Here is an 18,102-nt window from a genome sequence, read left to right on the forward strand (position 1 = left end):
ACAACATCGGCTAAACCATGACAGCCACCCCCAGGGTCCCCGGGTCCGCTGATCTTACGAAGGACCAGCTCAAACCCACATGAAGAAAGGTATGGAAACCGTGAACAGCACCCGCACCCGGGTCGCCGTCATCGGCTCGGGCAACATCGGCACCGACCTCATGATCAAGGTGCTCCGGCTGTCCGAGCGGCTCGAGATGGCCGCCATGGCCGGCATCGACCCGGCGTCCGACGGTCTCGCCCGCGCCCGCCGCCTCGGCGTGACCACCACCCACGAGGGCGTCCAGGGGCTCGTCGCCCTCGACGAGTTCGCGGACGTCTCCCTGGTCTTCGACGCCACCTCGGCCGGCGCCCACCGCCGGCACGACGAGGTGCTGCGCGGCCTCGGCCGCACCGTGGTCGACCTCACCCCGGCCGCCGTCGGGCCCTACGTGGTGCCGCCGGTCAACCTCGACGCCCAGCTGGACAGCCGGAACGTCAACATGGTCACCTGCGGCGGCCAGGCCACCATCCCGATCGTGGCCGCCGTCTCCGCGGTGACCCCCGTGCACTACGCGGAGATCGTCGCCTCCATCGCCTCCCGCTCGGCGGGCCCCGGCACCCGGGCCAACATCGACGAGTTCACCGAGACCACCGCCTCGGCCATCGAGACGGTCGGCGGCGCCGCCCGGGGCAAGGCGATCATCGTCCTCAACCCGGCGGAGCCGCCGCTGGTCATGCGCGACACCGTGCACTGCCTGGTCGCCGAGTGCGACGAGGCCGCGGTCACCGCCTCGATCGAGGAGATGGTCGAGCGGGTGCGCGCCTACGTGCCCGGCTACCGGCTGAAGCAGCGCGTGCAGTTCGACCCGATCGCCGTCGACGACCCGCTGCGGTCGCTCGCGCCGCCCGGACGCGCGCCCCTGAAGGTGTCGGTGTTCCTCCAGGTCGAGGGCGCGGCCCACTACCTGCCCGCCTACGCCGGCAATCTCGACATCATGACCTCGGCCGCGCTGCGCACCGCGGAGCGCCTGGCCGCCCACCGCTCCCGTGAGGAGGCGACGAGGTGAACCAGAACGCCCTCTACATCCAGGACGTCACCCTCCGCGACGGCATGCACGCCGTGCGGCACCGCTACACCGTCGAGCAGGCCCGCACCATCGCCGCCGCCCTGGACGCGGCCGGGGTGCGCGCCGTGGAGATCGCGCACGGCGACGGCCTGTCGGGATCGAGCGTCACCTACGGCGTCGGCGCCCACACCGACTGGGAGTGGATCGAGGCCGTCACCGACGCCGTGCGGCTGGCCGTCCCCACCACGCTGCTGCTGCCCGGCATCGGCACCGTGCGCGACCTGCGCCAGGCGCACTCCCTCGGCATCCGCTCCGTGCGCGTCGCCACCCACTGCACCGAGGCCGACGTCGCCGCCCAGCACATCGCGGCGGCCCGCGAGCTCGACATGGACGTGGCCGGATTCCTGATGATGTCCCACATGGCCGAGCCGGCCGAACTCGCCCGCCAAGCGAAGCTGATGGAGTCCTACGGCGCCCACTGCGTCTATGTCACCGACTCCGGCGGCCGGTTGACGATGGACGGCGTGCGGGAGCGTTTCCGCGCCTACCGCGACGTGCTCTCGCCCGACACCGAACTCGGCATCCACGCCCACCACAACCTCGGCCTCGGGGTGGCCAACAGCGTGGTCGCCGTCGAGAGCGGCGCCGTCCGCGTCGACGCCTCGCTGGCCGGCCAGGGCGCGGGCGCCGGCAACTGCCCGCTCGAGGCGTTCGTCGCGGTGGCCGAGCTGACGGGCTGGCAGCACGGCTGCGCGCTGTTCCCCCTGATGGACGCCGCCGACGACCTGGTCCGCCCGCTCCAGGACCGCCCCGTGCGGGTCGACCGCGAGACCCTCAGCCTCGGCTACGCCGGCGCCTACTCCAGCTTCCTGCGCCACGCCGAGGCCGCGGCGGCGCGCCACGGCCTCGACACCCGCGCCATCCTCGTCGAGGTCGGCAGGCGCGGCCTGGTCGGCGGCCAGGAGGACATGATCACGGACATCGCGCTCGACCTGACGGCCGGGGCGGCGGACCGGGCATGACCCACCTGCCGTGGCGGGGCTATGTCCCGAGCCCCTTCGGGCAGTTGCACTACGCCGAGTGCGGCACCGGCGAGCCGGTGCTGATGCTGCACCAGACCCCGTGCTCCTGGACCGAGTTCCTGGACGTGCTGCCGCTCGTCGGCGCCGCGCACCGGGCCATCGCCATGGACACCCTGGGCTTCGATGCGTCCGCCAGGCCTGCCAGGCCGCACTCGATCGAACGCTACGCGGACGCCGCCGGCGCGCTGGTCGACGCCCTCACGGTGCTCGACCAGGTGACGGAGGGCCACGAGGCGGTGCGGCGCTACCGGATGGAGGACCGGCTGCCGCAGGTGACCGCCCGCACTCTCGCGGTCTGCGCCCCGGGGGACCACCACGCGCTGCCGTCCCTGGGGAGGCTGGCCGCCGCGCTCGGCTGCCCCACCCGGCTGCTCTCCGGCGGCCATGTGCCGGCCCCGGAACAGAAGCCAGGGGAGTTCGCCCGCGTCGTGTCGGACTGGGTGGCGCGGGGCTGAGCCCCGGCCGCCGTCGGGCGGCCGGGACCCGTGCCGCCCAGGGTCAGTCGGAGAGGGACGCCTCGGCGACGTAGAGGAAGCCCATCTGGGTCGCCGTGATGTCGTTCACCGCGTCGGTTCGCACGGAGAGGGTGGGCCGGGTGATGAGCGGCACCGCGAACGCCTCCTCGATGAAGTAGTCGTTGAAATCGCGCAGCGCCCGCTCCCGTTCCGCCGTCTCGCTGGCACTGGTCACCGCCTCCACGAGCGCGTCGTAGTCCGAGGTACCGAACCCGGAGACGTTGCCGTCCGGCACGAGTTCGGGACGGCTCACGACGGCGCTCGCCGGCGAAAGACCGTTGCTCGCCTGCATCAGGACGACCGGCGTGTCGAAGCTCCGGGTCGCGAGCCGCTCCTCGTAGTCGGGCCCGTTGAGGATCACCGGCTCGGCGTTCAGGCCGACGTCCGCCAGGTTGTTCTGGACGATCTGGAAGATGCCCGTCGCCTCGGGGGTGTCGCCCATGGTGACCTCGAAGGAGGTGCCAGGCGCCACGCCGGCCTCGGCCAGCATCTCCTCGGCCAGGTCCCGGCGGTAGGAGTAGTGCCCGGCCTGCGCCTCGTCGTACCCGACGGTGGACGACCGCCACGGCACGCTCGCGGGCTCGGCGTGGCCACCCTCGACCTGCTCCACGATGCGTTCGCGGTCGATCGCGTACTGGACGGCCTGCCGCGCCGCCGGGTCGTCGAACGGCGCCCTGGTCACGTCGAAGGCGAGCGGGAACGCGGCGCCGCCGGTGGCGACCAGCTCGAATCCGGGCTGCTCGGCCAGGCTGCGCGCGTCTCCCGGGGACATGCCCACGGCGTACTGGGCGCGGCCGCTGCGGATCGCGGACGTCAGCGCCGTGGGGTCGGTGATCACGTCGATCTGGATGCCGTCCAGGCTGGTGTTCTCCGCGTCGCGGTGCTCGGCGTACCTGCTGAGCACGATCTCGCCGCCCGGGGTCCAGGACTCCCAGGTGAAGCGCCCCGTGCCGTCGACGTTCCGGCCGGCGGCGTAGTCGGCGTAGGCGTCCTCGTTGAGGATCGGCAGCGTCTCGAACAGGTCGAAGACGTTCGGCAGCGGCTGGGCGAAGTCGAGTTCGAGCCCGAAGTCGCCGTCGGTGCGTATCCCGGAGATCTGGCCGGCGATCGACTGGTTCGCCGCCCCGTTCGACGGGTCCCGCGCCTGCTCCAGGGTGAAGACGACATCGGCCGCGGTCAGCTGCCGGCCGCTGTGGAACGTCACGTCGTCGCGGAGCGTGAGCGTCATGGCGGTCGCGTCGGGAGCCAGCTCCCAGGACTCGGCCAGGACGCCCCGCGGCTCGGTGGTCTCGGGGTCGATGAGCGTCAGCGTCTCGAAGACCGCGTACTCCGCCACGATGTTGCCGATCGCCGTCTTGAGGAACGAGCCCGGGTCCACGTCGTACGCCTGGGCGACGACCAGCGTGCCGCTGTCGCCCGTCGCGCCGGCGGGCCCCGGGCCCTGGGTGGCGGCACCGCAGCCGGCGGACACCAGCATCGCCGCGGCCGTGGCGGCGAGTGCCGGCCGACGCCACCAGGCTCTCTTCTTCAGTGACATCGAAACTCCTCGGGTAGTCGGGGAACGAGCGGTGGTGTGGGGGTGTGGTCGCTCAAGCTAGAGCCGAGCGGCCGCCGGCACTCCCGTCCCGTTTCGCTGACCGGTCCGCCGGCCCGGGAGAATCGGCCGACCGGTGGCTAACGTCGGCGCCATGTCCCTCGCTTACTGCTTCACCGACTACGGCGGCCCCGACGTCCAGCGGTTCCTCGACGTGACGGTGCCAGCCCCCGCCCGGGGCGAGGTGCTCGTCAGGGTCCACGCCGCGGGCGTCAATCCCGTCGACTGGAAGGTGCGCGCCGGCATGCACCGCGGTTTCCTGCCGCTGGTGCTGCCCGCGGTGCTCGGGCGCGAGGCGGCGGGAGTGGTGGTGCGGACCGGCCCCGGGGTGTCCGAGCTCGCGGTCGGCGACCAGGTCTTCGGCGGCACGGTCGGCGGCAGCGGCGGGTACGCGGAGCTGGCGCTGCTGCCGACGGCGCGGGCCGCGCGCGTCCCGGCCGGCCTCTCGTTCACCGACGCGGCGGCGCTGCCGATCGCCGGGGGCACCGCCCACGGCAGCCTCGCGGGGCTCAGCCCCGCCTCCGGCGGCACGCTGCTGATCCTCGGCGCCGGTGGGGGAGTCGGCACGCTGGCCACCCAGCTGGCGACCATGGCGGGCACCACGGTGGTGGGCACCGCGAGCGCGGCCAAGCGCGCGTTCGTCGAGTCCCTCGGCGCCACGGCCGTCGCCTACGACGAGGACGACGTCGGGCCCCGGCTGCGGGAACTGCTCCCGGCCGGCGCCGACGCCGTCCTCGACCTGGTGGGCGGCGACGCGCTCCTCGGCGCCGCTGGCGTCCTCACCGACCGGACGCGGGTGCTCGGCGTGACCGAGGAGCCCGCGGCCACCCGGTTCGGCGTCCGCCCGCTCGTGAACACCGGCGACACGGCGACGCTGCGGGCGCTGGCCGAACTCGCCGCCGGCGGGCGGCTCGACCCGGGCGTGCGGCGGGTGTTCACGTTCGCCGAGGCGCCGGAGGCGCTCGCGCTCGTGGCGGCCGGCCACGTGTCGGGCAAGGTGGTGATCGACGTCGCCGGGGGCCGCTGAGTCGGTCGGGTCCGTGACGTTGGGCCCGACCGACGCTCACCGCGCCGTGCTCAGCCGGCGGCGCCGGCGCCGTAGCGCGCGTTCATCCACTCCGCCGACACGATGGCGCACTCGAACGGGTCGGCGACGGCCGGGCGGTCGACCTCGACCATCAGCCACCCGTCGAAGGCGTTCGGCAGGGCCGCGAGGATGTCGGTCAGCGGCAGCTCGCCGCGGCCCGGCTCGGCCCACAGGCCCTCGCACACCGTCCGCTGGTAGTCCCAGTCCTCGCTCCGGCCCCGCTCCGCGACGCTCAGCAGGCAGTCCTTCACGTGCACGAAGGGCACCCGCTCGGCGTGGTCGGCGATGATGCCCCGCACGTCGATCCCCGCCCAGGCCAGGTGCCCGGTGTCCGGGAGGAAGCCCAACTCGTCGGGGCCCAGGGCGTCCAGCACGGTACGGGACTCCGCCTCCGTCTCGATCCAGGTCCCGACGTGCGGGTGGAGCGCGGGCCTGACCCCCTCCGCCCGCATCACCTCGGAGATCCGCCGGATCAGTCCCGTCAGGGCGGTGAGCCGGCCCGCGTCGCCCTCGTACCCCTGAGCGGGGTGGAGCACCCGGGGAGAGCCCTTCTTCATGCCCATGCCCAGGCCGACGTCGGAGAGCCCGAGTTCCGCGTGGAGCCGCGCGACCCGCGCCGCGTCGGCGAGTACCTCGGCCTCCGTGCCGTCGAGTCCGGTGGAGCGGCAGACGAAGTAGCCGGGCGCCGGCGCCAGCCCCACCTGCTCCAGGACGTCCCGGTACCGCGCCACCGACCAGTCGGCCGGCACCTCGGCCATGACGGATCCGAAGCCGGCCTGTTTGACCAGGGCCAGCAGCTTCGCGCGCTCGGGGGCCAGCGACGGGTCGAGCCAGCCGTCGTCCGTGGCCATCCAGTGGATCGGGTTGAGGGCGACGCGCGACGCCGGGAGCGCTTGCGGGGTCTGGTCGGACATGGCTGTCCCTTCGGGGCGGCGAGCAGGTCGGAGCATCGTAGGAGCGGGTCGTGCCGGCCGGGCACGATCCCGTTTCGGTAGGCGGACCCTCACCGGGGTACGGGCGTCCGTCCTGTGGTTCATTGCCAACCCCAAGCCGACTGCCCGAGGAGATTCCCCATGCCCACGAGGTCGTTCGTAGCGCCGACGACAGGTCGTCGGCGCCGCGGGAGGTGGTGAGCGATGACCAGGTTCCTGCTGAGCAGGGCCCCTTCGGTGGTCTTCGTCCTGTTCGCCAGCTCGATCATCGCCTTCGCCCTGCCCCGGCTCGCGCCGGGCGACGTCGCCGTGGTACTGGCCGGCGACGATCCCACCCCCGAGAACATCGAGGCGATCCGCCGGGAACTCGGCCTCGAGAGGTCGCCCGTCGTGCAGTACGGGGACTGGATCTCCGGTCTCCTCCGCGGGGACCTGGGGGAGTCCTTCCTGCTCCAGCGGAGCGTGGCCAGCCTGATCGGCGACCGGATCGGCAGCACCGTGCAACTCGCCCTCCTCTCCACGATCCTCGTCGTGCTCGTCGGCGCCACCCTCGGCACCCTGGCGGGCTCGGCCCGCGCCGGCTGGGCGCGCACGGCACTCGACTTCACCAACAGCCTGTTCGTGGCGGTGCCGTCGTTCCTCATCGGGCTCGGCTTCATCCTCGTGTTCGGCATCCTCAACCGATGGCTGCCGGTCAGCGGCGAGGTGAGCTTCCTCGACGACCCCGTCTTCGGCTTCCAGTACCTGATCCTTCCCGCCCTCGCGCTCGCCCTGGGGCCGGCCGCCGTCGTGGCCCGCTTCATCCAGACCGAGATGCGGGCCACGCGGAACGCCGAGTTCGTGGACCTGGCCCTCAGCAAGGGCGCGTCGGCGCGCCACATCACCTTCCGCCACGTCCTCCGCAACAGCCTCGGGACCGGGGTCGTCGCCGTGGGCCTGCAGATGGGGAACGTGCTGGCGGGCGCCGTGATCATCGAGGCGATCTTCGCGCGGAACGGCCTGGGACAACTCGCCGTCTCCAGCGTCCAGGACCGCGACTTCACCGTCCTCCAGGTGCTGATCCTCGGCGCCGTCCTGGTGGCGGTGCTGTGCCAGCTCCTCACCGAGATCGTCCTCGCCGCCCTCGATCCCCGAATCCGGCTGGGGGCCTAGACATGGCGGAGATCCAGGTGACGACCACCGACATCGACGCGCCGGCCCGCACCCGCCGGCTCAACCCCACCGTCGCGCGCTACCTCTCGGCGTTCCGCACGGCCAGGGGACTCACGGGGCTCGCCCTCCTCGGCGTCCTGCTGCTCGGCGCCCTGCTGGCCCCCGTGCTCTTCCCCGAAGGCCACAACAGCCAGGGCCGCGAGGCCCTGACCGGCATGTCGGGCGCGCACCCCTTCGGCCTCGACGAGTTCGGGCGCGACATCCTCGCCCGCAGCCTCTACGGGCTGCGGATCGACCTCAGCCTCATCCTTCTCGCCGTCCCCCTCAGCATGGCGATCGGCATGCTGCTCGGGCTCGCCGGCGTGTTCTCGGAGCGCCTCGGCGTCGCCATCCAACGCCTGCTCGACGTCATCATCGGCTTCCCCAGCCTGCTGCTCGGCATCTGCCTGGTCGCCGTGATCGGCCCCGGCTGGCTCTCGCTGTTCCTGACGATCCTGATCGCCGGCATCCCCACGGCGGGCCGCCTGGCGCGCGCCGCGTGGCTCGAACAGCAGTCGCGGGAGTACGTCCTGGCCGCCCGCGTCCTCGGGGTGTCCCGCTGGAGCCTGCTCACCCGGCACGTCATCCCCAACGCGATGGACGCGATCGTGGTGAACGGCTCCGTCTGGATGGTCATCGGCGTGTACATCGAGGCCGGCCTGAGCATCGTGGGGCTCGGCGTCGAGCCGCCCACCCCCTCGCTCGGGGTCCTGCTCAACACCGGCCTGCGGTTCGTCACGCAGTCGCCGACCCAAGTGATCGGACCAGCCCTGGTCCTGCTCCTGCTCGCCGTGGCGTTCAGCATGATCGCGGACGCCCTCAACGAGGCGGTGAACCGATGACACCCCCGACCACCCGACCCACCGATCCCGGCCCGCCGCTGCTGCGGGTGCGCGACCTCAGGACGGAGTTCCGCACCGGACAGGGACGCGTCAGGGCCGTCAACGGCGTCAGCTTCGACGTGCACCCGGGCGACGTCCTGGGCATCGTGGGCGAGTCGGGCTCCGGCAAGTCCGTCACCGCCCGCTCGATCATGCGGATGGTCCGCCCACCGGGGCGGGTGGTCGGCGGCTCCGTGGAGTTCGCGGGCGAGGACCTGCTGCCCCTCCCGGAGCGTGAGATGAGGCGCCGCAGGGGCAGCGCCGTCGCCATGGTGTTCCAGGATCCGCAGGCGGTGCTCAACCCGGTCATGCGGATCGGCGACCAGATCGTCGAGGCCCTGACGCTGCACGGCGCCGACCGGCGGGCCGCCCGCCGCCGGGCCCTCGACCTGCTCGACCAGGTCGGTATCCCCGACGCGGCGACCAGGATCGACCACTACCCCCACCAGTTCTCCGGCGGCATGCGGCAGCGCGTGGTCATCGCCATCGCGCTCGCCAACGACCCCGTGCTGCTGATCGCCGACGAGCCGACCACGGCACTCGACGTCACCATCCAGGCGCAGATCCTGCGGCTGCTCCTCAGGCTGCGCGCCGAACTCGGCCTCGCCATCGCGATCATCACCCACGACATGGGCGTGGTCGCCGAGATGTGCACCCGCGTCGCCGTGATGTACGGCGGCCGCATGGTCGAGCAGGGGACCGTGGAGCAGGTGCTCGAACATCCCAGGCACCCCTACACCGCGGCGCTGCTCGCGGCGATGCCCCGCCTCGACGACGACCACGTCGGCCGGCCGCTGCCCGCCATCCCCGGATCGCCGCCCGACCCCGCCGCGCTCCCCGAGGGCTGCGCCTTCGCCCCGCGCTGCCGTTACGTGGAGGACGCCTGCCGGGAATCGACGCCCGAGTTGCTCCAGGTCGGCGACCGGGGCCAGCTCTCCGCGTGCCTCGTGGCGCACCGCGGCACCGAGCTCGGACCGGCCGCCGACGACGCCCGGGAGCGGGTCGCCGCGCGGGTGACCGTGACCGAGGTCGTCGCCCAGGCACCCGCCGCGCCCGTGCCGGTCCTCGAGGTCCGCGACCTGCGGGTCGACGTCGGGTCCCGCCGCCGGGGCCTCCTCCGCCGGGACGCCCCGGTGTACGCCGTCGACTCGGTCAGCCTGACGGTGCGCGCCGGCGAGACGCTCGGCCTGGTCGGGGAGAGCGGCTGCGGCAAGTCCACCCTGTCGCGGGCCGTCGTCGGGATCACGCCCGTCGCCGGCGGCTCCGTCCTGGTCGAGGGACACGACGTGACGGCCATGGCGGGCGACGCGCTCGACCGCGTCAGGTCGTCGGTGCAGTACGTCTTCCAGGACCCCTACGCCTCGCTGAACCCGCGGCGCACGATCCGCCAGTCGCTCGCGGAGGCGCTGTCGCTGCGCGGTCTGCGCGGCGCCGCCCTGGAGGCGGAGGCGCGAACCCTCATGGAGCGGGTGGGACTTCGCCTGGAGCACCTCGACCGCTATCCGAGCGCGTTCTCCGGCGGCCAGCGACAGCGGATCGGCATCGCCAGGGCGCTCGCCCGCGAACCGAAGGTGCTGATCCTCGACGAACCCGTCTCGGCGCTCGACATGTCGATCCAGGCCCAGATCATCAACCTGCTGGAGGAACTGCGGCGGGAGCTCGACCTCGGCTACCTCTTCATCGCCCACGACCTCTCGGTCGTCCGCCACCTCAGCGACCGGGTGGCGGTGATGTACCTCGGCCGGATCGTGGAGACGGGCAGCGCGGCCAGCGTGTACGAGAACCCCCGCCACCCCTACACGGCGGCGCTGCTCTCCTCGTCGCCGGTGCCCAGCCTCGCCGAGCGCGAGCGGGAGCGCGTCGTCCTGCACGGGGATCTGCCGAGCCCCGCGAACCCGCCGTCCGGGTGCCGGTTCAGGACCCGGTGCCCGATCGGGCCGCTCACCCGCCAGGAGCGCACGGTCTGCGTCGACGTCGCCCCCGAGCCGAGGCCGGCCGGCGACGGGCTGGTCGCCTGCCACTTCGCCGGCGAGCTCGGCTGAAGCACGGAACCGCTCCAGGCGGTCGCGGCTGAAGCACGGAACCGCTCCAGGCGGTCGCGGCTGGAGCGGTTCCGTGTTCGGCGGTGGCGATGTCGGTGGCGGTGACGTCAGGCGGAGTACCGGGGAGCGGGGCGGTCGCAGGTGCTCTCCAGCGCCACGACCCGGCTCTCGTCGGAGGCCGTCCCGATCGCGCAGAGGGTCTCCAACACGTGGAAGGCGAAGGCGGAGTTCGCGCGGTGCGGGCCGCCCTCCACGGCGTCGGCGAGGTCACGCACGCCGAGGCCGCGACGGTGCTGTTCGCGGGTGTCGACGGCGCCGAACAGCTCGACGGCCGGTTCGAGCACCGTCCACTCGGCGTCGCCGTGCCGCCGCAGCCGCACGTCGCCGTCGAAGTTGTTGGGGTTGGGGAGCGAGAGCGTGCCCTCCGTGCCGTAGACCTCGATCCTTGGCAGGTCCGTGTCCCAGACGTCGAAGCTCATCAGCGTCGTCCCGATGGCCCCGGAGGCGAAGGTGAACACCGCCGAGGCGTGCGTCGGGACCGTGACCTCGATGGAGTCGAAGGACCGGTCGGGGGAGGTCACCCTCCGCGTCGGCGCGCCGATCCGGCTCGCGCCGGTGACGTGCCGGATCGGGCCGAGGAGGTTCACCAGGATCGCGACGTAGTAGGGGCCCATGTCCATCACCGGGCCGCCGCCCGGCTGGAACAGGAAGCGTGGGTCCGGGTGCCAGGTCTCGGCCTTGCTGTGGCTGATGAACGCCGAGGCGCCGACGGGCGCGCCGATCAGCCCGGCGTCGAGGGCCCGGCGCGCCGTCTGGCTGGCGCTGCCGAGGAAGGTGTCGGGCGCCGAGCCGAGTATCGCCCCGCTCCCGGCGGCCGCCGCGAGGACGGCCCTGCCCTCCTCGACCGTGGTGGCGAGCGGCTTCTCCACGTAGACGTGCTTACCGGCCTCCAGCGCCCTGACGATGGTGCGGGCGTGGTGCACCGGCGGCGTGAGGTTGACGACGATGTCGACCGACTCGTCCGCGTACAGCTCCGCGTCGTCGCCCCAGGCCGGGATCGAGTGCTCGACCGCGGCCTGTTTCGCCCGTGCCACGTCGACGTCGCCCACGCGCACGATCCGGAGTTCCGGGTAGCGCCGCAGGCCGGTGACGTACCGGCCGAAGATGTTGCCGCTGCCGAGGATGCCGATCCGATGCGAAGGCTTGGCTGTGCCCATGGTTCCTCTCCGGGTGGCGACGCGTCGGCGGTGCCCCTGGAGGGCGCTCGCTCGAACGCTGAGCACCCTAGGTCGCGCCGCCAGGCCCGCACGAGGGAAGCGGTCCGCTGAGCAGAACCCAGGGAACGAGGCGCCGTCGGGCCTACCCGACGGTGAACGGCACGTACCGCTCCAGCCGGCCGTCGTACCCGATCACGTGCCCCATCCGCTTCGCGATCCGCGGCACCACGCACCGGTCCGTGACGCGCGCCCTGGGGAACCGCTCGGCCAGCGCGCCCTCGATCTCGTCCAACTCGACCAGGTCGCGCACGCACACCGTCGCGATCAGGTTCGACGCGCCCGTCATGCTGGAGCACCACCGCAGCTGCGGGAAGCGGCGCAGTGCGGCCGCGACGTCGTCCAGCTCGCTCTGCGGCACGTCGAACCAGAGCATGAGCTCCTCCCAGCCCCCGAGTTCGTGGCTGAAGTCGATGCGCCAGTTCACCCAGCTCGCCACCAGCAGCGCGTCCACGCCCCTGGACACCGCGGAGAGGGAGCGGCCGACGCGCGGTCGCAGCTCGGAGATGGGGCGGCGCACCTCGTCGCCGATCAGGGCCACCAACTCGAGCAGGAAGGCGTTGGGCCGCGGGTCGCTCGTGGCGGTCGGCAGCGTCTCGGCCACCGCCCGCGCCTGGGCGGCCGTGAGGGCGTGTGGACGCCAGTCGGAGCCCGGCTTGAAGACCCTTCGGAAGTAGCTGGTCTCCAACTGCCGTACGCCGGGGACCCGCGCGATGACCTCGTCCACGTAGCGGTCCACGGCGATCCGGGTCGGCAGGCTGACCGTGAGCACCAGGTCGCGGCCGCCCGAGGTGCAGTGGACGCTCACCACCGGCGGGTGCCCGGACAGCAGCTCGATCACGCTCTCCCGGCGCCCCGGCAGGCAGCCGATCTCGACCACCGCCGTCGCCAGGTCGCGCAGCTGCTCGTTGACCGCGTGGAAACAGCTCGACCAGACCCGGCGCTCGCGCGTCACCCGGCTCCACCGGCGGGACAGGGTGGAGGGCGCGATGGTCAGAATCTGCCCGAGCCGCGCCCAGGAGACGCGCGGGTTGATCTGCAGCGCGTTGATGATCGCGAAGTCCATGGCATCGAACATGGCTGGAATCATGCACAGCAGATGGCCATATCGCAATTTTCATGCGAACCGCCGCAGAAAATAGCGAAAACGCGGCACCCATCGGCACACTGCCTCTCGCGGGCATCGCCACCGACGCGACGCACCCGACCACGGGCCGCCCCCCGGACCAATCTCCGCCCGGTGCGCCCCACACGCCACACCGCCGACGACGCCGGCCACCGCTCCACCCCCTCCCGCTCCCTGACGCTTGTCAGATCCGCCCCGGAGGCCCTTCATGCGAAGTACGCGCCCTCGACCACCGCTCGCCGCGGTGGCGCTCCTGGTCGCCCTGGCCCCGTTGACCGGCTGCCTGTCCGCGCGCGGCGCCGACGGCTCCGCCACCGACACCGTCAACGCCGCCCTCGGCACCGACCCGTCCACCTTCGATCCCGCGCTCGGCTCCGCCAGCGACGACTACACCGCCGACCGGCTCCTCTACGACACCCTCACCCGCCGCGACGACGACGGTCTCGCCGGCGGTCTCGCCACCGACTGGGAGGCCGTCTCCGCGGGCGAGTTCGTCTTCACCATCCGCCCGGGCGCCACCTGCTCCGACGGCACACCCGTCACCCCGACCGTCGTCGCCGACTCCCTGGCCCGCTTCGCCGATCCGGACACCGCGTCCCCCGGCCGCACCCTCGCCATGGGGCGCGGCGAGGCCAGCTTCACCCCGGACGACGGCGCCGGCACCGTCACCGTCGAACTCACCGAGGACTGGGCCGACCTGCCCACCGGACTCTCCCTCCCGCAGACCGGCATCGTCTGCCCGGCCGGCCTCGCCGACCCGGAGGGCCTTGCCGCCGGCACCATCGAGGGCGCCTTCTCCGGCCCGTACACCCTGGCGCGCGCCACACCCGCCGTCTCCTACGAGTTCGCGCTGCGCGAGGAGTACGACGCCTGGCCCGACTTCGCCGAACCCCTGGCCGGCACCGCCCCCGCCACCCTGGTGTTCACCCCCTACGCCGACCCGTCCACCAGGGCCACCCAGCTGCTCTCCGGCGCGCTCGACGTCGCCAGCTTCCCCGACGAGAACATCGGCAGGTTCGAGAACAACGACTCCTTCTCGGTCGACATGGTCAACGCGCTCGGCACCTACCTGCTGTTCAACGAACGCGCCGGATCGGTCTTCGCCGACGCCACGGAACTGCGGCGCGCCGTCGCCCAGGCCCTGGACCCCGAGGCGTTCACCCAGGTGGCCACCAACGGGCGCGGCCAGGTCCTCACGTCCGTCGGTTCCTCCGCACTGCCGTGCGCCAACACCGACACCGCCCTGCTGCCAGGACACGACCCGGAGGCGGCCGGCGAGGTGCTCGACGGCGTCACCATCCGCTTCGTCGGCACGATCGGCGTCGACCAGGGCAACGAGTACGCGGCCGAGGTGCTGCGCAACGCCGGGGCCGACGTCGAACTGCGCAACCTCGACAACGCGCAGTGGTCGGAGATCACCAGCGGCGGAGGCGGCGACTGGGACGTCACCATCCAGGCCGACTTCAACGTCGTCGGCTCCCTCCCCTCCTCGCTGCTGCGCGTCATGGGGCCGCCCACCGAGGACGGCGGGCGCAACAAGACCGGCGCCGTCAACGAGGAGGGCTACACCGCGCTGCGCGAAGCGATGAGCACCACCGACCACGGCGCGCGCTGCGAGGCGCTGCAACGGGCCCAGGACTCCTTCCTGCAACGGGTGGACGCCGCTCCGCTCACCGGCCTCGCCGAGGCCTCCGTCGCCGCGGACGGCGTCTCGATCCGCGCACTCGGCGACTACATCGACCCCGCGACGATCCGCATCGTCGGCTGACCCGGAGCCCGCGCCATGACCACCACCGCACCATCCGTCGCACCGGTCCCCGACGCCGCCTCCCGCCGCGCCGGCCGGACGGGCGCCCGCCCCTGGCTGGCCTTCGCCCTCCAGCGCCTGATCGGCCTGGCCGCCGTCTTCCTCGTCCTCCTGGTGCTGTCGTTCCTCATCGTGCAGCTCATCCCGGGCGACCCGGCGGTGGCCATCGCGGGGCCCGACGCCACCAGCGAGGACCTCGCCGCGCTCCGCACCGGACTGGGACTCGACCGCCCGGTGCTCGCCCAGTTCCTCGACTACGCGGGCGGCGCCCTCACGGGCGACCTCGGCGACTCCTTCCAGTACCGGCAGCCGGTCGAGACCATCATCGGCAACCGGCTGCCGTTCACCGCGCTGGTCGCCTTCTACGCCATCCTCGTCGTCCTGCTCGTCGCCGTGCCCGTGGGGATGGCCGTGGCCATCGCCACCCGCGGCGGCCACCGCCGCTGGCTCGACACCGCCTTCGGCGCGCTCACCGGCTTCCTCGACTCCGTCCCCGGCTACCTCATGGCGACCTTCCTGGTCGTCCTGTTCGCCACCGGCATCGGCGTCCTGCCGCTCCTGCCGCCCGCCTACTCCCCGGGCGACCCCAACCTCTCCCTGGTCCTCCCCGTCATCGCCCTGGCCGTCGGCCCGGCCTGCACCATCTCCCGCGTGGTACGCCGCGAGACCGCCGTGGTGCTCGGGCAGGACCACATCCGCACCGCGCGCGGCTGGCGCCTGAAGCCCGGCACCCTCCACCTCAAGTACGCGCTGCCCAACCTGCTCACCACCACCCTCACCCTCAGCGGGCTCATCCTCTCCAGCATGCTCGGCGGCGCGCTGATCATCGAGAACGTGTTCGCGCTGCCCGGCCTCGGCTCCGGCATCATCAAGGCGATCCTCGACCGGGACTATCCGGTCATCCAGGGCATGGTCCTGGTCATCGGCATGATCGCCGCCCTCGTCCACCTCGTCGTCGACGTGCTGCTCGCGCTCGCCGACTCCCGCAACCTCGGAGGCGCTCATGGCGACTGAGACGGTCACCGCCCCCGCCACGCCGACAGCACGGCGCTTCACCTGGACCCCGGGGCTCGTCATCGGACTCGCGCTGATGGCCGCCGTCGTCGCGACCGGCGTCCTCGCCCCGATGCTGCTCGCCGAGCGCGCCACCGAGCTGGGCGACAGCGCGGCCCAGCCCTCGGCCGCCCACTGGGCGGGCACCGACGCCGCAGGCCACGACATGCTGGCCCGCAGCCTCGTCGCCACCCGCCTCACCCTGCTCATGACCATCGGCGCCACGGCCCTCTCCGTCGTCGGCGGCCTCGTCATCGGCACGGCGGTGTGGCTGGCCCCGCGGCGACCACGGACCCTCGGGCTGCGCGCCATCGACGCGCTCGTCGCCTTCCCCACCCTCCTCCTGGCGCTGGTCGTCGCCGCGATCCTGGAACCCGGCACCCGCTCCGCCATCGTCGCCATCGGCCTGGCCGGCATCCCCTACTTCGCGCGCCTCACCGCCAACCTCGCCGCCCAGATCTCCCGGCGCGACTTCGTCGGCACCGCCCGGCTGATGGGCGTTCCCGGCCACCGGATCGCCACCCGGCACATCCTCCCCAACATGGCCGAGCCGCTGCTCGTCCTCACCGCCTCGGCCTTCGCCCAGGCGCTCACCGCACTCTCCGCCCTGTCCTTCGTCGGCCTCGGCGTCCAGTCGCCCGACTACGACTACGGCAAGCTCCTCAACGAGGCCCTGCCGTCCCTGCTCGCCGGCCGCCCCTGGCAGATGGCGGCTCCGACCCTGCTCATCGTGCTCACCGGCGTCGCCGCCACCCTGATCGGCGACGGCCTGGCCGCCGCCGCCGACCCCCGCACCGGCGCCAGGAACCACACCGCCACGCTGACCCGCGCCGGCACCCCGCGGGACCCCGAGGACGCCACGGCCCTGGTCGAGGTCGACGACCTCGTCATCACCGACGCCACGGGACGCGCCCTCGTCGACCACGTCTCGCTGCGCATCGCCCCCGGCGAGATCGTCGGCCTCGTCGGCGAGTCGGGATCCGGCAAGTCCCTCACCGCCATGACCCTGGCCCGGCTGCTGCCCGACGGGCTCACCGCCGGGGCCACGCGGCTGAGGCTCGGCGACCTCGACCTGCTCGGCCGCGTGGCACCCCGCGACCTGGCCCTCGCCATGGGCCTCGTCTACCAGGACCCGGGCACCACCTTCAACCCGGCCCTCCGCCTCGGCACCCAGCTCACCGAGGTACTGCGCACCCACGCCCGCGCCGACCGCGACGAGGCCCGCGCCCGGATCCTCGACGCGCTGCGCGCGGTCCGGATGACCAAGCCGGAACTCCGCCTCCGCCAGCACCCCCACGAGCTCTCCGGCGGCATGCGCCAACGCGCCATGATCGCCTCGGCGATCGCGACCACGCCCAAGCTGCTCATCGCCGACGAGCCCACCACCGCGCTCGACGTCACGGTCCAGGCCGAGATCCTGCGGGAACTCAAGCGGATCAACCGCGAGTTCGGCACCGCCATCCTCTTCATCTCGCACGACCTCGCCGTGGTGCGGGCGCTGTGCGACCGGGTGCTGGTGATGACCGAGGGCCGCATCGTCGAGCAGACCACCGCCGCGAACCTCACCACCGAGTCCGCCGAACACCCCTACACCCGACGGCTCCTCGCCGCCACGCCCACCGTCGCCACCGTCACCGCTTCCACCGCCGGGGAGTCCGCACCATGACCGACACCCTGCTCCGCGTCCAGAACCTCGACATCACCTACGGCCACGGCCCCGCCACCACCCACGCCGTGCGCGACGTCAGCCTCAGCCTGACCAGGGGACACACCCTCGGCCTGGTGGGGGAGTCGGGCTCGGGCAAGTCCACCCTCGCCAAGGCGATCGTCGGCGGCCTGCGCCCACACTCCGGCTCGATCACCGTCGACGGCACCGACGTCGGCAGCGCCCGCGGCCGGGCCCGCACCGCCCTGCGCCGCCGCGTCCAACTCATCCCCCAGGACCCGTACTCCTCGCTCGACCCCCGGCGCACCGTCGGCGAGGCGCTCGCCGAGGCGATCGACCCCCGGCGCGCCGCCCTGCGCAGGCACCGCGCCACCATCACCGAATGGCTGGAGCGCGTGCGCATGCCGGCCGACGCCATCGACCGCTACCCGCACGAGTTCTCCGGCGGCCAGCGCCAGCGCATCGCCATCGCGCGCGGCCTGCTGATCCGACCCAGCCTCGTCATCGCCGACGAGATCACCTCCGCCCTCGACGTCTCCGTCCAGGCCGAGATCCTCGCCCTGCTCGACGAACTACGGCACGAGCTGCGCCTCACCCTGGTCTTCATCTCGCACAACCTCGCCGTGGTGCGGCAGGTGTCCGACGAGGTGGCGGTGCTCTACCACGGCGAACTCGTCGAGAACGGGCCGGCGGCCCGCGTCTACGCGTCCCCGGCCGCGGACTACACCCGCGCCCTGCTCGACGCCGACCCGGCGTCACCCGGCTTCTCCCTCGACTGACCCCCGACCACCCTCACCCCCACCC

15 protein-coding genes are annotated in these 18,102 nt (G+C 73.0%); 11 read left to right on the top strand and 4 right to left on the bottom strand.

Translation table 11 applies throughout. The annotated features are described in order from the left end of the window. Positions 1-100 precede the first annotated feature (100 nt). Genes ACYVPE_RS02810 through ACYVPE_RS02820 form a run of 3 tightly spaced genes read left to right on the top strand, consistent with a single transcriptional unit; the run spans position 101 to position 2,585 of the window. Positions 101-1,048 (top strand): acetaldehyde dehydrogenase (acetylating), encoded by a 948-nt coding sequence (locus tag ACYVPE_RS02810; RefSeq protein ID WP_461031737.1) that lies wholly within the window; start codon positions 101-103, stop codon positions 1,046-1,048. After that, complete coding sequence (gene dmpG / locus ACYVPE_RS02815) at positions 1,045-2,070, top strand: 4-hydroxy-2-oxovalerate aldolase (protein WP_461031738.1); 1,026 nt, start codon at positions 1,045-1,047, stop codon at positions 2,068-2,070. Before ACYVPE_RS02810 ends, dmpG begins: the two co-directional genes overlap by 4 nt. Continuing rightward, positions 2,067-2,585 carry an alpha/beta fold hydrolase gene (locus tag ACYVPE_RS02820; protein ID WP_461031739.1) on the top strand — a complete coding sequence of 173 codons (519 nt, stop codon included), beginning with the start codon at positions 2,067-2,069 and terminating at the stop codon, positions 2,583-2,585. The genes dmpG and ACYVPE_RS02820 overlap by 4 nt, the downstream gene beginning before the upstream one ends. 43 nt (positions 2,586-2,628) lie before the next feature. Here the strand turns inward: ACYVPE_RS02820 and ACYVPE_RS02825 are convergent, their stop codons facing one another. Continuing rightward, the gene (locus ACYVPE_RS02825; RefSeq protein WP_461031740.1) at positions 2,629-4,182 is read right to left on the bottom strand and encodes an ABC transporter substrate-binding protein; all 1,554 of its coding nucleotides are present in this window, start codon (positions 4,180-4,182) and stop codon (positions 2,629-2,631) included. Positions 4,183-4,333: 151 nt separating this feature from the next. On the opposite strand from ACYVPE_RS02825, the gene ACYVPE_RS02830 reads away from it, so the two are divergent. After that, positions 4,334-5,266 (top strand): NADP-dependent oxidoreductase, encoded by a 933-nt coding sequence (locus tag ACYVPE_RS02830; protein ID WP_461031741.1) that lies wholly within the window; start codon positions 4,334-4,336, stop codon positions 5,264-5,266. A 50-nt stretch (positions 5,267-5,316) separates the two neighbouring features. Here the strand turns inward: ACYVPE_RS02830 and ACYVPE_RS02835 are convergent, their stop codons facing one another. Beyond that, on the bottom strand, positions 5,317-6,240 hold the full coding sequence (locus ACYVPE_RS02835) for a sugar phosphate isomerase/epimerase family protein (protein ID WP_461031742.1): 924 nt from the start codon (positions 6,238-6,240) through the stop codon (positions 5,317-5,319). Positions 6,241-6,462: 222 nt separating this feature from the next. Here ACYVPE_RS02835 and ACYVPE_RS02840 point away from each other — a divergent pair, with 222 nt between their 5' ends. From ACYVPE_RS02840 to ACYVPE_RS02850, 3 genes are read left to right on the top strand one after another with little or no spacing between them, the layout of a single operon-like run. Beyond that, a complete protein-coding gene (locus tag ACYVPE_RS02840) occupies positions 6,463-7,410 on the top strand; it encodes an ABC transporter permease (protein ID WP_461031743.1) in 948 nt (315 codons plus the stop codon). Between the two features lie 2 nt (positions 7,411-7,412). Next, positions 7,413-8,291, top strand: a complete 879-nt coding sequence (locus ACYVPE_RS02845) for an ABC transporter permease (protein WP_461031744.1) — start codon at positions 7,413-7,415, stop codon at positions 8,289-8,291. Next, the gene (locus ACYVPE_RS02850; protein ID WP_461031745.1) at positions 8,288-10,372 is read left to right on the top strand and encodes a dipeptide ABC transporter ATP-binding protein; all 2,085 of its coding nucleotides are present in this window, start codon (positions 8,288-8,290) and stop codon (positions 10,370-10,372) included. The genes ACYVPE_RS02845 and ACYVPE_RS02850 overlap by 4 nt, the downstream gene beginning before the upstream one ends. A gap of 107 nt (positions 10,373-10,479) precedes the next feature. Here the strand turns inward: ACYVPE_RS02850 and ACYVPE_RS02855 are convergent, their stop codons facing one another. Both ACYVPE_RS02855 and ACYVPE_RS02860 read right to left on the bottom strand, forming a co-directional pair. Further along, positions 10,480-11,589, bottom strand: a complete 1,110-nt coding sequence (locus ACYVPE_RS02855; protein ID WP_461031746.1) for a Gfo/Idh/MocA family protein — start codon at positions 11,587-11,589, stop codon at positions 10,480-10,482. Between the two features lie 142 nt (positions 11,590-11,731). Beyond that, the gene (locus ACYVPE_RS02860) at positions 11,732-12,724 is read right to left on the bottom strand and encodes an Lrp/AsnC family transcriptional regulator (RefSeq protein WP_461031747.1); all 993 of its coding nucleotides are present in this window, start codon (positions 12,722-12,724) and stop codon (positions 11,732-11,734) included. A 256-nt stretch (positions 12,725-12,980) separates the two neighbouring features. Here ACYVPE_RS02860 and ACYVPE_RS02865 point away from each other — a divergent pair, with 256 nt between their 5' ends. From ACYVPE_RS02865 to ACYVPE_RS02880, 4 genes are read left to right on the top strand one after another with little or no spacing between them, the layout of a single operon-like run. Beyond that, on the top strand, positions 12,981-14,540 hold the full coding sequence (locus tag ACYVPE_RS02865) for an ABC transporter substrate-binding protein (RefSeq protein WP_461031748.1): 1,560 nt from the start codon (positions 12,981-12,983) through the stop codon (positions 14,538-14,540). A gap of 15 nt (positions 14,541-14,555) precedes the next feature. Beyond that, positions 14,556-15,593, top strand: coding sequence for an ABC transporter permease (locus ACYVPE_RS02870; RefSeq protein ID WP_461031749.1), 1,038 nt, complete (start codon positions 14,556-14,558; stop codon positions 15,591-15,593). Beyond that, entirely contained in the window at positions 15,583-17,298 is a 1,716-nt protein-coding gene (locus ACYVPE_RS02875; protein WP_461031750.1) for a dipeptide/oligopeptide/nickel ABC transporter permease/ATP-binding protein, read from the top strand. Before ACYVPE_RS02870 ends, ACYVPE_RS02875 begins: the two co-directional genes overlap by 11 nt. Then, positions 17,295-18,077 (top strand): ABC transporter ATP-binding protein, encoded by a 783-nt coding sequence (locus ACYVPE_RS02880; protein ID WP_461031751.1) that lies wholly within the window; start codon positions 17,295-17,297, stop codon positions 18,075-18,077. Before ACYVPE_RS02875 ends, ACYVPE_RS02880 begins: the two co-directional genes overlap by 4 nt. The last annotated feature ends 25 nt before the right edge of the window (positions 18,078-18,102 follow it).

Source organism: Streptomyces mayteni (assembly GCF_054783955.1).

Coding starts and splice junctions, on each gene's coding strand:
- ACYVPE_RS02820 (WP_461031739.1), top strand. CDS start 2,067: ATGACCCACCTGCCGTGGCGGGGCTATGTCCCGAGCCCCTTCGGGCAG.
- ACYVPE_RS02825 (WP_461031740.1), bottom strand. CDS start 4,182: ATGTCACTGAAGAAGAGAGCCTGGTGGCGTCGGCCGGCACTCGCCGCC.
- ACYVPE_RS02830 (WP_461031741.1), top strand. CDS start 4,334: ATGTCCCTCGCTTACTGCTTCACCGACTACGGCGGCCCCGACGTCCAG.
- ACYVPE_RS02835 (WP_461031742.1), bottom strand. CDS start 6,240: ATGTCCGACCAGACCCCGCAAGCGCTCCCGGCGTCGCGCGTCGCCCTC.
- ACYVPE_RS02840 (WP_461031743.1), top strand. CDS start 6,463: ATGACCAGGTTCCTGCTGAGCAGGGCCCCTTCGGTGGTCTTCGTCCTG.
- ACYVPE_RS02845 (WP_461031744.1), top strand. CDS start 7,413: ATGGCGGAGATCCAGGTGACGACCACCGACATCGACGCGCCGGCCCGC.
- ACYVPE_RS02850 (WP_461031745.1), top strand. CDS start 8,288: ATGACACCCCCGACCACCCGACCCACCGATCCCGGCCCGCCGCTGCTG.
- ACYVPE_RS02855 (WP_461031746.1), bottom strand. CDS start 11,589: ATGGGCACAGCCAAGCCTTCGCATCGGATCGGCATCCTCGGCAGCGGC.
- ACYVPE_RS02860 (WP_461031747.1), bottom strand. CDS start 12,724: ATGTTCGATGCCATGGACTTCGCGATCATCAACGCGCTGCAGATCAAC.
- ACYVPE_RS02865 (WP_461031748.1), top strand. CDS start 12,981: ATGCGAAGTACGCGCCCTCGACCACCGCTCGCCGCGGTGGCGCTCCTG.
- ACYVPE_RS02870 (WP_461031749.1), top strand. CDS start 14,556: ATGACCACCACCGCACCATCCGTCGCACCGGTCCCCGACGCCGCCTCC.
- ACYVPE_RS02875 (WP_461031750.1), top strand. CDS start 15,583: ATGGCGACTGAGACGGTCACCGCCCCCGCCACGCCGACAGCACGGCGC.
- ACYVPE_RS02880 (WP_461031751.1), top strand. CDS start 17,295: ATGACCGACACCCTGCTCCGCGTCCAGAACCTCGACATCACCTACGGC.